Genomic DNA, 16,276 nt, shown 5'->3' with positions numbered 1-16,276 from the left:
GAAGGAGCAAAAGTGATGGGCGGAATAAAGATCCGAAGGGCTGTCCTCCTTATACTCGCCGTCGTGTTTATGGCCATGGTTGTGAAGCCTGCGCCGGCGGATGACGACATTTCGGAAGCTGTCCTGAATCAGGCGAAGGACAAGCTTATTGCCGAATTGGATCGCCGCGGTTATCCCAGGGTCGCTCAGTTCTTCGGGCAGATGGATCCCAAGAAGTGGGGTCAATATGCGGGGCGACTCAGCGCCGGTGAGTACGGCGCCGTTATCAACGACATCCTCAATGAGCAAAAAGACGCCATCATGACGGACCTTTATGAAAGGGGCAAGGCCTATGCGGCCCAGAACGAACTGCTCGGCGGCAATACGATGACGTATATCGGCTATGCCGAGAAGCACGGGGGTGCGCTGCTGGCGATGGCCGACGAGGCCTGGGAGGGCAATTACGGCAGGGCCGGCGACATTCTTTTTGAACATGTGAAGGCCGAAATCAAATCCCAGGTTGAAGGGCGCCTGAAGAAATTTACTTTGGAAATGATTGAAGCCGGCATGAACGAGGCATTGGGCCACGTCATCACGAATGCCGGCGGTATCTTTTTAAAGATTATCGAATTGGAAATCATGGCGATTGAGGCCTTTGAGGAGTGGTCAAAATACTATTTCTCGACCTTCCAGGTTAAAAAGCCTGATGGATCTGTCGAACATCGCGAGCTCTGCACGCAATACGAATATAACCGCAAGGAGATGGGGTGGTCTCCTGATGATGCGATGAGACTAAACCCCTCCGGTGAAAAGGGAGCGCCGGTTCCAATTGAGGATATGATCGTCCTGGGCGGCTATTTCTACGGTGCCGATAATATGGATAGGGACCAGGTGATGAACGTTCTGGAAGCCTGCTATATCGGAAGGCATACGAGTAAAAGCAAAATGCAGGAGGCGATCAGCCGCGGGAAGAAGCGCGCCGATCGGATGATCTTTGAAGAGATCCGCACCGGGATGAAGCAGGGGGAGGAGACCCTGATTACGATTCTCGACGGGATCGATTTCCCGAAAGACGTGAACATAAACATTACCGTCAAAGACAATGAGACGCGGGAGGTGATTCCCGGGGCGACGGTTAAATTCGGCTCCAACTCGAAGACCGCCTCGAGCGGCACGGCCACCTTCCGGGCTTCCCTGGCCGAGCTGCAGGCGAATGGCGGGCTCAACCAGTTCGAGGTTTACGCTGAGGCCGAGGGATATGAACCCCACACCGGCAATATCAGCGGCTCCACCCTCACCAGCCGGATCAACAAAGAGACCTTTACGATCGACATACCGATCGCCATTTCGAAGAAGAAGGGACCGAAACCGACCGCTCTCGCGATTAATCCTCCCTCCGTCGAGCTCACGATCGGGGAAAGCCAGACCTTCACGGCCCTGCTCGCCTTGGATGACGGGAGCTCCCGGGACGTGACCAATGATCCCAACATTGTCTGGACGGGGGGCACGCTGCAAAACAGCTTCGAGGCCACAGTCGAAGGTTCCTTCACAATCTCGGCGAGTTACACCGAGCCGGAATCGGGGAGCTCGATCACCGGCACGGCGCAGATTCAGGTGAAGGCTCCCGAACCGCCGCCGGTGCCCGACTGCCCGCCCCGTGAGCATTGGGATCCCATGCTCAAGAAGTGCGTCTGCGACAGCGGGTATGTTTGGGATGAACTCACCAAGCAGTGCATCGAAAAGAAAAAAGAAAGACAACGCCAGGATCGCCCAGGCATCCGTCTGACGAAGGCCGCCTCGGCGGCCGAGGTGCCGGTTGACAGCTCGGTTGTCTATACCCTGACCGTCTCCAACGCCGGGAATGTTCCCCTCACGGGCATCCGGCTGAGTGATAATGTCTGTCCCAACCTGCAATTCGTGTCGGGCGACGGCAACGGCAACGGCGTGCTCGATACGCTGGAGGTCTGGACCTACAAGGGCGCCCAGATTCTCAGCCAGCCGGGACCGGTGGTCAATACGGCGACGGTCACGGGCATCGGACCGGGGGGCGCCGCCGTCACCGATGCGGCGGCCGTGACGGTGACTGTCATCCGCGGACTGGTAACCGTCCCCGATCTTTACGATCTCCTCGAGGCGACGGCGGAATACGACATCCGGGAGGCGGGCCTGACGGTCGGAACGGTACAGAACGAATCCAGCGATGTGGTGTCACCGGGACGGGTCACGCGCCAGACGCCGGCTGCGGGCACGAAGGTGCCGGCGAAGACCGCCGTCAGTTTTTGGGTGTCGAAATCGGATCCGAAATTCATCTACCTCGATCCGCCGCGCTCGACCATCACCGTCGATTCAACGGTGGCCTTCACGGCGACCCTGATCTACGAGGACGGCGCCGAAGAGGTGCTCAATCCGGCTCAAGTGCAGTGGACGCCCGGTCCCGGAAATAGTTTCAGGGGGACCACCATCGGTACCTTCATCATCACGGCCGTCTACCGCGATGCCCAGGGGGCGGCGACGGTCGCGGTTGTGGCCGATGACGACGATTCGGATCTCTGGGGCTGGGGTGATCCGATCAGCCATGCCGACGACACTCTGGCCGTCGGCCTGCAACCGACACCGGACATGTATGAATGGTACGCCCTCTGCAAGAAGGGCGTTGGCGAGGTCTACTACGGCAAGGATCGCGATCCGACGCGTTTCTTCGTCATGGCGGGGCCTTTCCCGGGACCGCGATCGGTCAAGAAGTGGATCGACGATAACTGCCCGCGCTGGCGTTGTACATTAGAAGGGGCCTGCGCCGACGATCCGGCCCATGGCGGGCCATGGAAAGTCCTGTGCAATAAAACCGACGGATCGGTTGTGCTGGGGAAGGAGTCTGATTTCACTCGATTTTTCATACTGGCGGAGGGTTTCCTCGGTGAGCCGGATGCGCGGCTCTGGGTTGAACAAAACTGCCCCAGTTGGCGCTGTGATGAATACGGCGCCTGCGCCTCAGGGCCGGTTCGCGGCGGCGACTGGAATGTCTTCTGCGATCCGGAGAGCGGGGAGGTTACCATCGGCAAGGGCTTCGCCACTGGAAACCGCCGGATTCTCGATGGGAATTTCCGCGGCGAGCCGGATGCGAGACTCTGGGTGAACACCAACTGCCCCTCCTGGCGCTGCACCAAGGACGGCACTTGCGCCACCGGCCCGGCCACCGGCGGGGATTGGTATGTCTTCTGTTCCGCTGACGGCGCGGTGATGCTCGGGAGCGGTCAGGAGCCCACCCATCACAGCAACCCGATCCTGGCCCGTGGATTTTTAGGGGAGCCGGACGCCCGCCTATGGGTGAATCAGAACTGCCCTTCCTGGCGTTGCACACCGGATGGGCAATGCACCGATTGGGTGCAGGACGATGATGATGATCAGCCCGGCGCCACCGATGATGACATCGATGATGCGATTGATGATATCAACGATGATGTGATGGGCGATTGCGACGAGGCGATGGTCCAATTCTCCGGAATGATGTTTGAGCTGGACGGTTTGGCCGCCGACTTTTATGAACTTTCCTCATTTTTCGACCAGGGAGTCCGCGACGAGCGCGAAGTGGTCTGCGCGAATCAGGAAGTCCAATACGCTCTGACCAATGCCGCGCGCGCGATCGATTCCTACCAGGTTTCGGTTGATCTACTGGCCGGGCTCCTGGGGGATGTGGCGGCTTCCTGCGTTGATGGATCCGAGCTGGCCCAGGCCGAGGAGGATTATTCGGAAGCCATCAATACCAGTACGGCGATACAGAGCTATTTTGCGGGGATGCAGGCGATCTACGCCGCCTTCGAGTGCGACAAGGACGCTTCTGAAACCGATTCCGACGATGTGGCCGATGATAACATCGCTCCTGAGGACATCGGAGGCGGGGTCGAGGTCTGCGGCGACGGCATCGACAACGACGGCGACAATGAGATCGATGAGTGCGATGCCGGGTGCTGTGATAAAAATGTACAGGTCACCGTCACCGACTGCGGGACTGCGGCGGACGATGTCTTCCTGATCGCTGTTGACGGCAAGGATCTCGGCGTGACACCCAAGGGGGCGGCGAACACCTTTAACATTGAGCTGTCGCCGGGGCCACATGCTGTTATGCTTACCTGCTTGGATGATGGCGGTGAGTTTGGAGTTGCCGATGATATCGGGACCGCATGTGTGTATATAGTCATATTTGGCGGACCCGCCATTGGAGGCGATGAGCTGCCTATCGGGTTGGGAGCATCAACGACGATCGGTTTTACCGTGCCGGAAGGCGACGAAGGCGTCGGCTTCCAGAGGATCATCAACGGATCGTCACTGCAGCATCTCGAACAGAAGAAGTAAACTCGCAGCACCCTTCAAAAGCCGAGCCTAAACCTGGAACGGAGCGACCCTCCGTTCCAGGCCGCCCTGCGGCTTATATTCAATCGAACTCTCCGGCGCCGCCAAAGCCCGGCCCTGTTATGGGAAGCTCCTCGTTCCAAATCCACAGCTCTTCTGTTATAATGAATCCTGACGCCGAAGTCCGTCTCCTTTGCGTTGCACCAAAAGGGCCGGATCTTTTATTTTATTGGGAATCAACGAGTTGCGCGGACTTCTTCCAGGATAGGCATATGCCGGCACCCTTTCGTCCCTCTACCCACATCATAAAATCCCCTGATGAAGAGGTGGAGAGAACCGTTCGCGGCAATGGGCATCAGCTGCATTTGCCCCCTCCTCCCAACGGCAGCCGGCCCCGTATCGCGATTATCCTGACGCAGCTTGGTTTCGGCGGCGCGGAGCGGCAGACGGTGGAGCTCCTCCGCCTTCTTAAAAGCACCGATTGGGAGCCCTCCCTCATCGTTTGTCTGTCGGATCAACTCGAACCGTATGCCTCCACCGTGCAGCGGCTCGGTTACCGGCTGGAGGTTCTGCAAAGACATTCATCTTTTGATCTTGATCGGTTATACAAACTTAGGAGCCTGCTCGGCCGGGAGCGGATTCAAATAGTCCATGCGGTTCATCTGCTGGCTTCGGGGTATACCTGGCTGTCTCAATTCGGCTCAAGCGGGATTCGGGCGGTGCCGTCTATCCGATGTGCGGAAGTTTATCCGGGGTGGGCGAGAAAATGGATCTATCGCAAAATGTTCAACGATTCCCCCCGGGCGATCGCCAACTCCCACAGCGGCGCGGAATTTGTTTGTGATGCTCTCGGCGCCCCAAGGGAGCGGCTGGCTATCGTTCCCAATGGTGTTGACTTCAAGGAACTCCGCCGGCAGGCCGAACCGCCGATCCTGCGCGCCATGCTGAATCTTCCGCCGGAAACGCCGATTCTCGGATTTGTGGGAAAGGACACCCCGGGCAAGAACGTTCCTCTTTTTCTGGATGTCGCCCATCGCGTGATGTCATGTGTTGAAGGAACACACGCCGTGCTTTTGGGCGGTGGCCTCAGTGAATTTGCACGGGATAAATTCTATCCTCAGCTTCCAAAGGAACGGATCCATTTTCTTGGGACGCGTGAAGATCTTCCAGCTTTGGTGGCCGACATGAGTTGCCTGCTGGTCACTTCTTTGTCGGAAGGATGCCCCAACGCCGTTTTGGAAGCGCTGGGTTTGGGGACACCGGTTGTCTCGACCGATGTTGGAGATGTCGAGCGCATGATTGTTCAGGGCGAGAACGGGTTTGTTGTCCATTCGGGTGACGCCGAGGATCTAGCCGCCGCCGTCATGGATGTTTTGGAGAGTGGCGGTGAAGGGCGGGAAGGCGTTCGCATGAATTGGAGCGCGCTCGAGAAGAGCTATTCGATCGAATCCATGGTCAACCGCACCGTAGAATTATGGCGTGAAATCCTCTAACTTGTACAAATTGGAAGTTTCCACGCCATCTCATTTCACGGCATTTCAATCGAACTTAATCTAAACCCAGATCAGCTTTTTCATCCGCTTGGGCAGGTCGGCGATCTTGCACCGTTCCTGCTCGAGGGTGTCGCGGTAGCGGATGGTGACCGTCTCATCTTCCTTCGTCTGGGAATCGACGGTTATACAGAAGGGCGTTCCCGCTTCGTCCTGCCGGCGATAGCGGCGTCCCACGGCTCCGGCTTCATCATAGAAGACCGGGAAGTCCTTGCGGAGCGTCTTGACGATTTCCTTGGACGTCTCCGGCATGCCGTCGCGCTTGACCAAAGGAAAGACGGCGGCTTTGATCGGTGCGAGGCGGGGGTGCAGGGAAAGATAAACCCTCTTTTCGCCGCCCACTTCATCTTCGCGATAGGCGTCGACGAGGCAGGTGAGGAGAGTGCGGTCGCATCCGGCCGATGTCTCGATGATGTAGGGGATGTAGCGCTCCTTGTTCGCATCGTCGAAATACTCCAGTTTCTTGCCCGAATATTTCTGATGCCGGCCCAAGTCGAAATCGGTGCGGTTGTGAATCCCTTCCAGCTCTTTCCAGCCGAAGGGGAACTCATACTCGACGTCGTACGCTTTCTTTGCATAGTGGGCCAGATCATTGGGGCCGTGCTCATGAAACCGCAGCTTCTCCTTGCGAATGCCCAAATCGAGGTACCACTGATACCGTTCTTGCTTCCAATGTTCAAACCAGATCTCATCATCCGATGGTTTCACAAAGAACTGCATCTCCATCTGCTCGAATTCGCGCGTCCTAAAGATGAAGTTCCCCGGTGTGATCTCATTCCGGAACGCCTTCCCGATCTGGGCGATGCCGAAGGGAATCTTCTGGCGGGAGGTGGTGCGAACATTATCAAAGTTCACATAGATCCCCTGCGCCGTCTCCGGGCGCAGATAGATAACGGAGGCATCGTCTTGAACAGGGCCCATAAAGGTCTTGAACATCAGGTTGAAGAGCCGCGGCTCGGTGAGAGTCCCCCGGTTGCCGCATTTGGGGCAAACCGTCTCCGGATCGGTGGGGTCGCCCTTTAGCTCATCGGTGCGATAGCGCGCCTTACATTGTTTGCAGTCAACCAGCGGATCGGTGAAGTTCTCGATATGGCCGCTCGCCTCCCAGACCTTGGGATGCATCAGGATCGCCGCGTCGAGCGCCTCGATGTCGTCACGAAGCTGCGTCATCGCCCGCCACCAGGCGGCCTTGACGTTGTTTTTCATCACCGTTCCCAATGGACCGTAATCCCAGCAGGCATTGATGCCGCCGTAGATCTCGCTCGAAGGAAAGACAAAACCGCGTCGTTTGCACAGCGAAACCAGTTTATCCATCGTGTTGTCCATGGGTCCTCCCGGTCCATTCCTGCTTCCCATCCAGCATGCATTAAGCCTGCAATCTACACTGTGAAGCATCGGTACGACAAGGGATGAATTGGAGTTTTGAGTTGAAAGGTAAGTTGGGCTTAAGATCAGCAATGATCACGCACCCTTGCGGCCCATCGCAGCCACCATCCTTCGGAGGAGTCGATGAATCCCCAGAATCCGCCCCATCATCCTGAAAACCCTCATACCTCCGGCTTTCCCATCGAACCGCCGCACAGGTCGGATGACCTCGCGCTCGCCTTCCAGCTGGCCTTTGAGGCGGGGGCCATTCTCATGGATGGGCTCCACCGGCAGCATAGCGTGACCCGCAAGGGATGGCGTGATCTCGTCAGTGAGACCGATCTGGCCTCGGAGGCGGCCGTGACGCGGCGTCTGGAGCGGGAGCGGCCTGATGATGGGATTCATGCCGAGGAAAGCAGCCGGCGGATGGGGCGTAGCGGCCGCCGGTGGGTGATCGACCCCCTCGACGGCACAACCAATTTTATCCACGGGCATCCGATGTTCTGTGTCAGCATCGCCCTCGAGGCGGAGGGCGAGGGGCGGCTCGGCGTTATTTGGGCGCCCTATCTCGGGGAGCTCTTTTGGGCGGAGAAGGGTCGCGGCGGCGAGTTGATATCTATACGCGACGCGCCCGGCGAAGGACATCCGGTCCGGCGCAAAAAACTTTGTGTGACCGAGACGGATGCATTGCGGGACGGGCTCATGGCGACCGGTTTTCCCTATCTTCAAGATGAACGGCGCAATACGAATATCCGGAATTTTGAGAATGTGACCCTCAAGGCCCGTGGTATCCGGCGCGGCGGTTCGGCGGCCTTGGATCTCGCCTATGTCGCCTGTGGCCGCTTCGACGGATTCTGGGAGCTCTATCTCAATCCCTGGGATGTGGCGGCGGGTACACTTTTGGTGCGTGAAGCGGGTGGCCGGGTGACCGATGTCACCGGTGGCGAAAAATGGCGTGACGGATGGGAGGTCGTGGCGACCAACGGCCGCTTACACGATGAACTCTCGCAATGTCTCTCCGCGGCCGATGCGCAGCCTTAGCCGGCGCTAAAAGATCCAGCAAAAGAGACCGATCGGCACCAGGACGAGCCCCAGGATGGCGAGAATCGACAGGCCGAGCCCCAGCATTCCGATCAGAATCGGCAAAACGACCGGAAGAATCAGCAAGCCCGCAACCAACCCCAAGATGCCGCCGATCAAACCGAAAGCGAGCTTCAGCGGCAGCAGGATCAGCTTAAAAACCAATCCCACCAGCCCCAAAGCCAATCCCGCGACTCCCAGCACCAGGAGAAGTGGAAGGGCGAGTTCAATCATACAAAGCATTTTTCACCTTCCTTCGTTCCATTGGCCCTGATCTATGGGTTTCCCTATTCATCGACGCTCCATCTATACTCCGGCCGTCGCCTTTTATTCAGTATAGCCTTTTAATTTATCCCTTTGCCTTCAGCCAGGCCGGCCGTGAGGGGAGCCGCCGGAGCGGCGATCTGCGGCTCGCGTGCCAGATTTTCTTGAGATGCGCCGTAATCTCTTCAGCGAGGACATAGTAGGTCGGCATCACGAGCAGTGTCAATAGGGTGGAGAGCCCCAATCCGCCGATGACGGCCAATGCCAGTCCTTTGTATAAGACATCGCCGACGGAGACGGTGCCGACGGCCAGCGGCAGCAGGCCGAGGATCGTCGTCGCCGCGGTCATCAGGATCGGCCGCAGCCGCCCCTGGCCGCCCTCTATGATCGCCTCCGCGCGCGACAATCCCTCCCGCCGCAGGCCATTGATATGATCAACGAGGACGATGCCATTGTTAACGACGACACCGATCAGGATGATCCCGCCGATCGAGACCATAATCGAGAAGGGCGTGCCGGTCAGCAGGAGGATGAGGACCACCCCGATGAAGGCAAAGGGCAGGGAGACCATGATCACGATCGGGTGCAGAAAAGATTGAAAGAGGGCGGCCATGACGAGCCCGACACTCACCAGGGCGAGAAGCGTATTGATCAGCATCGTCGTCTGGTCTTCTTCCGCATCCTGGATGGACCGGCCGAAATTCCAACCATAACCCGTGGGATATTGGATGTTGTCCATGATACCCCGGGTGATCTCTTTCATTTTCTCCGAGTCTTCGCTTTCATAGGTGCCCGAGATTGTCAGCGAAGTGCGCTGATTGCTGCGGCTGATCTGTTCCGGGCCGCGGACGATATCGAGATCGGCCACAGCGGCCAATGTCACCTCACGTCCCTCAATGATTGAAATAGGGAGATCGAGAAGGTTCTCGATATTCGTGCGATCCTCGGGTGTTAATAAAATGGACATCGGGATCTCGCCGTCATCCGATTTAAAATCGGGAAGCGGGGCGCCCCGGAAGGTCAGATTCAGGAGCTGCGCAATGAAGGATGGATTCACCTTATATTGACCGGCCTTCTCCGGATCGAATCTCAGGCGGATCTCCTGTTTGCCCTGGACATCATCCGATGTAATATCGTACATCCCATCGACCAGCTCAAAACGGCGTTTAACCTCGGTGGCGATCTCTGAGAGCGCCGTGTGGTCCTCGCCGAAGATGGTGACCTGCATAAAGGTGGCGCCTGAGATATTGCTCTCTTCATTTCCGCCGAGGTTCAATTCAACTCCGGCCAGCGTCGGGAGAACCTCGCGGACTCTATTTCTGATATCGATAAGTTGTTTCGGCTTCAGAGTCTTATCGTTAAAGTAAATGGTTGTGGCGGCGCCGTTGTCGGCAAACCAGGAGTAGACCTGCTCGATTTCCAATTCCTGCTTGTGCGCGAGTAGGGAGTCTTCAACCTGAAAGACAAGGGGCTCCGTCAATGTATAGGTCATGTTGTCGGTGAACTTGTACGAAATATAGAGGTTCTCCTGCTGGACATCGGCTTCAGGATCCGATTCGATACCGCCGACCTTTGCGACAAGGATGGTCAATGCCAGGACCGCGGGCACAATGAGCAGCCCCATGATTTTCGGGTGCTTCAGCGCGGCCCAGTTGAGGGCGATCTTGTAGCGTTTCTTGAGCGCTGTGATCCATCGAACCTCGCCGTTCGATTTTGGGGGAGGGATCTTGCTTGCCATGAGGGGGATGAGAATCAGCGAGACAAGAAGGCTGAAGACAAGACAGGATGAGATCGTGATCCCAACGACGGCGAGATAATTAGTCAAACCGCTTTGCGCATTCGAGAAAGTGATCGGCGCGAAGACGATGATCGATGTCAGTGTCGCCGCCGTCACTGCCATGCCGACTTCAGAGGCGCCCTTGATCGCCGCCTTTCTTGGATCCCGTTCTTTGCCCTGATGGCGGTGAATCGATTCAAGCACAACGACGGCATTGTCCACCATCATCCCAACGGCCAGCATGAGTCCCATCATCGTAAGAATGTTCAGGGTGCGTCCCGTGAGATAGAGGAAGGTGCAGGTGCCGATGAGGCTGAAGGGAATCGCGATCGCCACGAGGAGTGTTGTAATCAGGCGGCGTAAAAAAAGATAAAGCACCAAGACCGCGAGCAGCGATCCGACAAAACCTGCCTGCAGCAGGCCGTTGATACTGTTTGTAATCTGCTCGGATTGGTCGAAAAAGAGGAGGATGTCCATGCCCGCCAGGGCGGGGTCCTCTTTCAGCTCTTCCATCCGTTTGTGAACATTATGGCAGAGTTCAACAACGTTGGCGCCCGACTCTTTTTGAATCCAAAAGGCGATCGCCGGCTCCTGATTCAGATGCCGGCCGTAGGTGAGGAGGGGTTCATCGTAAATGACGGTGGCGACATCGCCCAATTGCAATCCATCTTGCCGGATGGGAATTCTTGCCAGATCCTGCGGCGCCTCCATGGCGGAGAAGGCGCGAAGATGATAGCGTGTGCCGCCATCCTCGAGCTTGCCGACCGATAATGTTAAATTCGTCTCGCCCAGGACCTGGAAGATGCGGTTCACATCGACCTGCAGTGATTTGATTTTGTCGAGGTGAAGATAGATCGAGATCGTTTTCGGCTCGACGCCGTCGATATTCACCTGGCCGACGCCGTTGATCCGCTCGAGCGGGGCGATCAGCTTGCGATTGAGAACCTCGTAACTTCCCGAAAGGTCCATGCCCGGCGCGGCGATGCGGCCGACCATGATCGGCATATCATTCGAGTTGAATGTAAAGATATCGATCTGCTGGATATCGGAGGGGAGCTCGTCCCGAATCTGGTCGATCTTTTCGCGAACCCCCATCCGCAAGACATCAACGGACTGGCCCCAATTAAAGACCATCCCCACGAAACAATAGTCGCTGCCGCTGTCGGAGAACATCTCCTTCATGCCGCCCATCGTCGCGCAGACTTCTTCGATGGGGCGCGTGATCTCTTCCTCAACCTGGGATGGTATCGAGTTGGGGTAAGCGACAACGACGCCGATGAAGGGAAAATCCATCTGTGGCAGCATCTCTTGCGGCAGGCGGGTGATACTCACCGCGCCGAGAAGAACGATGCTGACGACAAGCATGATCACCGTGACGGGCCGGTTGAGCGAGAAGTTGACGATTTTCATGGCTCAACCACAGCGTGGTCCGGCGCCCCGGATCCGGCCGCTCCCACACCGCGCCGGCGCCAGGAGCTGATCGTTGTGTAGAGACTCGGGATGACGAGCAGCGTCAATGCGGTCGAGAGCAACAATCCGCCGATCACGGTGACGGCCATCGGTGCGCGGATCTCGCCACCTTCACCGAATCCCAGAGCCATGGGGAGGAGGGCGAGAACCGTCGTGGTTGTCGTCATGACGATCGGCCGCAAACGAAGATGCGCCGCTTTCACAACGGCCTCTTGCAGCGGCAGCCCCTCGTCGCGGCGAAGCTGGTTCATCATATCAATGAGAACAATCCCGTTATTTACAACGATGCCGGCCAGCATGATCACCCCGATAAGGACAACCACGCTGAAGTCTATCCCGGTGAGAGCGAGAATCCAGATCACTCCCATGAGGCCCAGCGGCACGGTCACCATGATGATAAGGGGCTGCAGAAGATTCTCGAATTGAGAGGCCATGACGAGATAGACGAGGAAAATCGCGAGGACGATGGCGAAGAGCAGGGATTTGTAAGATGAAAGAAACTCCTCATTCTGCCCGGCAAGGATGACGCTCATGTCGGATGTGAGGGGCACCTGCCGGACCTGCTGCATGATTTCGTGTGAAGCGCTGCCAAGATCGCGGCCCTCAAGATTGGCGGTCACGATGGCGGCCCGCTGCTGGCCGATCCGCAGAACCTGGCTCGGGCCGAGATCCCGCGTGATTTCCGCCACGGCCGAGAGCCTGATGGGAATGCCGTTGCTATGGCCGACGATAAGCGCCTCGACCGATTCAAGATCGGCATACCGGCCCTCTTTGGTGGCGATGCGGATATCGATTTCCCGGTCCTTTTCGTCGAACCGGGTCGCCACCTCGCCGTGGATCTTAGCTCTCAGAGCGCGAGCCACTCCTTCCATGGAAAGATCCAAAGCGGCGAGGCGATCCCGGTCAAATATGATCCGGACTTCGGGGTGTCCTTTCTGCACGGAGGATGTGATATCCTTCAGACCTTCAACATGCTGCAAGCGCTCCACCATCTGATCCGCGACGAGACGCAGATCATTCAGATCGTACCCATGAATGACAAGCTCCACGGGCGAACGGAATGTGAAATAGGAGGGCCGGGTGAACTCGACCGTCACGGCGGGGATACCGGCGAAACGATCCCGGAGATTGTCTACGATTTCCTCTTCACGGCGTTTGGAGATCCCCGGCTTCAGACGGACAAAGAACTCTCCGCGGTTCTCCTGCTGGATGGCGGCGTTCATGCCTGAGCGGCTGGCTGTCCCGACGGTGGCGAGATAGCTTTCAACGCCCTCCATGCCCGCGGCGAGTTTTTCCATCCGTCCCAGGACTTTGCTTGTTTCATCCAGCGGTGTTCCCACCGGCAGCTCGATCTGAAAGGCGAACTCCCCCTGTGAGAAGGGAGGGATAAGCTGGCGGCCCAGGCGGCCGCCGAGCAAAACGGTGAAGGCGCCGGCAATAAGAATAATAATGTACAAAGTCGTGCGGCGGCGCAGGGTCGATTCGAGGACTTTTGGATAAGCCCGTTCGAGGCGCGGGTAGATCGCGTCGAATGAACGCCGCAGCGGATAAAGGAGGGTAAAGACCAGCCAGCCGATTGATTTGACGAGAATCCGGACGCCCCAAAGGAACTGGGTGGGGAGGCTGAAGAAAACGAAACCGCCGGTGGCGCTCGCATATCGCCGCCACCAGCGGGGATTCCTCGCTCTTTCGATGATCTCCGGAAGCGGAGCGGGACCTTTGCGGTCGATCGCGGCCATCATGGGTATGAGCGTGACGGCGACAGCCAGCGAGATGAGAAGCGAAAAGGTAACGGTCAGGGCTTGATCCTTAAAGATCTGACCCGCCATTCCCTCAACAAAGATGATGGGGAGGAAAACGCAGATCGTGGTGAGCGTTGAAGCGACAACCGCCTGCCCGACCTCGGAAGCGCCTCGTTCCGCGGCCTCGGCGCGTGAGGCGCCTGCACGGAGATGACGCACCATCGCCTCCAGAACGACGATGCTGTTATCGACGAGCATCCCGACTCCCAAGGCAAGACCGCCCAGGCTCATAATGTTCAAGCTGACATTCGCGCGCAGCATGAACATGAAGGTTGCGATGACGGAGATGGGTATCGCGAGGCCGATTGTAAGGGTGCTGCGGACATCGCGCAGGAAGAGGAAGAGGATCAGGATGGCGAGAATCCCGCCTACGAAGGCGTTGGAACGGACCTCACCCACGGCGTTCTCGATAAAGACCGATTGATCAGAGAGAATTTGCGCATGAACCAGCTCGGGTAGCTGTTTGTTAATCTGTTTGAATTCCTCACGGATCTTGCGCGCGACCTCAACCGTGTTGGCATCGCCTTCTTTATAGATGGCGATCTCGACGTTTTCCTTACCTTCGATGCGGCTGATCACCTCGCGCTCCCGGGTGGAGCGGGTGATTTTGGCAACATCCTTGAGCCGGAGAACACGTCCCTCATTATGCCGGAGGATCGTTTCGCCTATGTCATCCAGGTCGCGATAGGTGTTCAGCGTGCGGATCAGGAACTCCGCATTGCGATCGCGCAGCCGTCCGCCGGAAAGATTGATATTCTCAGAAGCCAAGCGCTGTGTGATCTCAGCCATTGAAAATCCGTAGATGGCGAGCTTGGCGTCATCAACTTCAATGCGGATTTCTTCTTCGAGACCACCTTGTACTTTGGCCGAGGCCACGCCGATCAGACTCTCGAGCTCTCTTTTATAAAGGTGCTCGGCCAGCCAGCGAAGATGCGTTAATTCGGTGTCGCCGTAGATGCCGATGCGGAGAATCGGTTCGAGCGCCGGGTCAAACCGCAGCAAAACGGGGCTGCGCGCTTCATCCGGAAGGTTCACCAGATCGATCTTTTCGCGCACATCCAGCGAGGCATAGTCCATCTTTGTGCCCCAGGCGAATTCCAGCGTGATCTCGCTCATCCCGGAACGGGAAGCCGATCGAATCTCACGCACTCCATGAACGACGCCCGCCGATTCCTCGAGAGGGCGGGTCACAAGGTTCTCCACCTCTTCGGGCGCCGCGTCGGGAAGGATTGTTTGGATGGTCAGCGTCGGATAGGTCAGATCGGGGAGCAGATTGACGCGGAGCCGGCCCAATGAGACGAGACCAAAGACCAGAGCCGCGACGAAGATCATGGCGACGGTGACGGGGCGGCGGATACTGGCGCTTGTTATCTGCATGCCGGAAGCCTCCTGTCGGCAATGTCGATCCCGTACGGCATTACGATGTGGCCTCGGCCGTGTCGACCTGCGCGTCTTCCGGTTCGTTCAACTGATTTAATACACGAACGTGGCTTCCGTCTTTAAGGCTGCCTTGCCCGATAAGAACGACATGGTCGCCTTCTCCCAGTCCCTCGACGATTTCAATCCGGTCGGCCTCTTCGTAGCCAAGCTCAACATCCCGGACGACGACGGTGTCGCCCTCAATGAGAAAGACATACCGTTTGCCGGCTTCCTCAACGAGGCACCTCTTGGGTAGAACCAGGGCCAGCGGATGAATATCGGTGGTGATGAAGACGCGGGCGAAGGAACCGGGTCTGATCGGCGAGGCGCATTTTTCGATCTCAACGGTGACCTTCACCGTGCCGGTCTGCCGGTCGACCATCGGGGCGATCTGACGGACACGACCGGAAAGTTGAAGATCGGGCTCGGAATCGAGACGGACCTGGACCGGCTGGCCCCGCTTGATATTGGGGATTTCATCCTCGGGCAGATAGACACGGGTCAAGAGGGGATCCATGTCAGCGATCGAAAAGGCCTGATGACCTGGATTGATGGTCTGACCTGTCTCGATGAAACGCTGGGTTACCATCCCCGAAAAAGGAGCCCGGATCTGCGTGTAGGAGAGCTTCAGCTTCATCTCTTCCAGAATCGATTCGGCCTGCTGCAGGGCATGCCGGGCGTCTTCCAAGGCCTTTTGGGAGGCTAAATCTCTATTGGCGAGACTTTGCATCCGCTCATATTCGGTCGTGGCATTGTTGAGTGAGGAGACGGCTTTGTCGACTTGGATAGACAACTCCCGTCCGTCGAGGATGGCGAGAATATCCCCATCTTGTACATAATCACCCTCCTCAACATGGATCTTCTCGACGAGGCCCTGGATCTTCGCCAGGATATCGACATCGCGCTCGGCTTCCAATGTAGCGCTGGCCGTATAGGTCGCCGAGACGGAGTCTCTGACAACCGTGGCCATCTCGATCGGAACCTCCTTCTTCTTGTCCTTGTCGCCATCGGATGTGTCGTCTTTCTTCGTTGAATCGGCGGACGCGACGGCGGATGAATCCGCGAGCGCCTCATCGGCGGCGGCCGACTCTTCCAAGAAGCGGGTCCAGGGCTTGAAGTAGACTAAAGAAGCGGCGATCACGATCACAAATCCTAAAATGATGAACCAGCGGATGCGGCCCCGCCGTTTCGGCGTTTTCACCATGTTCTCCATGGATCCTCCC

Annotated in this window: 8 protein-coding genes; 3 read left to right on the top strand and 5 right to left on the bottom strand. The window is 57.6% G+C overall.

The features are described from left to right. Window positions 1-15: 15 nt before the first annotated feature. Together KJ970_17020 and KJ970_17015 are read left to right on the top strand one after the other, a co-directional pair. Window positions 16-4,329 (top strand): PASTA domain-containing protein, encoded by a 4,314-nt coding sequence (locus KJ970_17020; protein MBU2692619.1) that lies wholly within the window; start codon window positions 16-18, stop codon window positions 4,327-4,329. Window positions 4,330-4,652: 323 nt separating this feature from the next. After that, window positions 4,653-5,819: a glycosyltransferase family 4 protein gene (locus KJ970_17015; GenBank protein MBU2692618.1), complete on the top strand. Its 1,167-nt coding sequence runs from the start codon at window positions 4,653-4,655 to the stop codon at window positions 5,817-5,819. 60 nt (window positions 5,820-5,879) lie between these two features. Here KJ970_17015 and KJ970_17010 read toward each other — a convergent pair whose 3' ends face one another. Further along, on the bottom strand, window positions 5,880-7,202 hold the full coding sequence (locus KJ970_17010; GenBank protein MBU2692617.1) for a glycine--tRNA ligase: 1,323 nt from the start codon (window positions 7,200-7,202) through the stop codon (window positions 5,880-5,882). Between the two features lie 183 nt (window positions 7,203-7,385). On the opposite strand from KJ970_17010, the gene KJ970_17005 reads away from it, so the two are divergent. After that, on the top strand, window positions 7,386-8,282 hold the full coding sequence (locus KJ970_17005; protein MBU2692616.1) for an inositol monophosphatase: 897 nt from the start codon (window positions 7,386-7,388) through the stop codon (window positions 8,280-8,282). A gap of 6 nt (window positions 8,283-8,288) precedes the next feature. Here KJ970_17005 and KJ970_17000 read toward each other — a convergent pair whose 3' ends face one another. The 4 genes from KJ970_17000 to KJ970_16985 form a co-directional block, all read right to left on the bottom strand. Next, the gene (locus KJ970_17000; GenBank protein MBU2692615.1) at window positions 8,289-8,564 is read right to left on the bottom strand and encodes a hypothetical protein; all 276 of its coding nucleotides are present in this window, start codon (window positions 8,562-8,564) and stop codon (window positions 8,289-8,291) included. Between the two features lie 106 nt (window positions 8,565-8,670). After that, the gene (locus KJ970_16995) at window positions 8,671-11,772 is read right to left on the bottom strand and encodes an efflux RND transporter permease subunit (protein MBU2692614.1); all 3,102 of its coding nucleotides are present in this window, start codon (window positions 11,770-11,772) and stop codon (window positions 8,671-8,673) included. Beyond that, a complete protein-coding gene (locus KJ970_16990; GenBank protein ID MBU2692613.1) occupies window positions 11,769-15,011 on the bottom strand; it encodes an efflux RND transporter permease subunit in 3,243 nt (1,080 codons plus the stop codon). The genes KJ970_16995 and KJ970_16990 overlap by 4 nt, the downstream gene beginning before the upstream one ends. Before the next feature lie 40 nt (window positions 15,012-15,051). Further along, on the bottom strand, window positions 15,052-16,266 hold the full coding sequence (locus KJ970_16985; protein MBU2692612.1) for an efflux RND transporter periplasmic adaptor subunit: 1,215 nt from the start codon (window positions 16,264-16,266) through the stop codon (window positions 15,052-15,054). Window positions 16,267-16,276 lie beyond the last annotated feature (10 nt).

It is taken from the genome of Candidatus Eisenbacteria bacterium, from assembly GCA_018831195.1.
Lineage (GTDB): Bacteria > Eisenbacteria > RBG-16-71-46 > CAIMUX01 > JAHJDP01 > JAHJDP01.
Note: the sequence above shows the minus strand (reverse complement) of the source record. Positions and strands in the feature narration are given on the sequence as shown.

Excerpts from the sequence above, each read along its gene's own strand:
- KJ970_17020 (MBU2692619.1), top strand. The coding sequence starts at position 16 with ATGGGCGGAATAAAGATCCGAAGGGCTGTCCTCCTTATACTCGCCGTC.
- KJ970_17010 (MBU2692617.1), bottom strand. The coding sequence starts at position 7,202 with ATGGACAACACGATGGATAAACTGGTTTCGCTGTGCAAACGACGCGGT.
- KJ970_17005 (MBU2692616.1), top strand. The coding sequence starts at position 7,386 with ATGAATCCCCAGAATCCGCCCCATCATCCTGAAAACCCTCATACCTCC.
- KJ970_17000 (MBU2692615.1), bottom strand. The coding sequence starts at position 8,564 with ATGCTTTGTATGATTGAACTCGCCCTTCCACTTCTCCTGGTGCTGGGA.
- KJ970_16995 (MBU2692614.1), bottom strand. The coding sequence starts at position 11,772 with ATGAAAATCGTCAACTTCTCGCTCAACCGGCCCGTCACGGTGATCATG.
- KJ970_16990 (MBU2692613.1), bottom strand. The coding sequence starts at position 15,011 with ATGCAGATAACAAGCGCCAGTATCCGCCGCCCCGTCACCGTCGCCATG.
- KJ970_16985 (MBU2692612.1), bottom strand. The coding sequence starts at position 16,266 with ATGGAGAACATGGTGAAAACGCCGAAACGGCGGGGCCGCATCCGCTGG.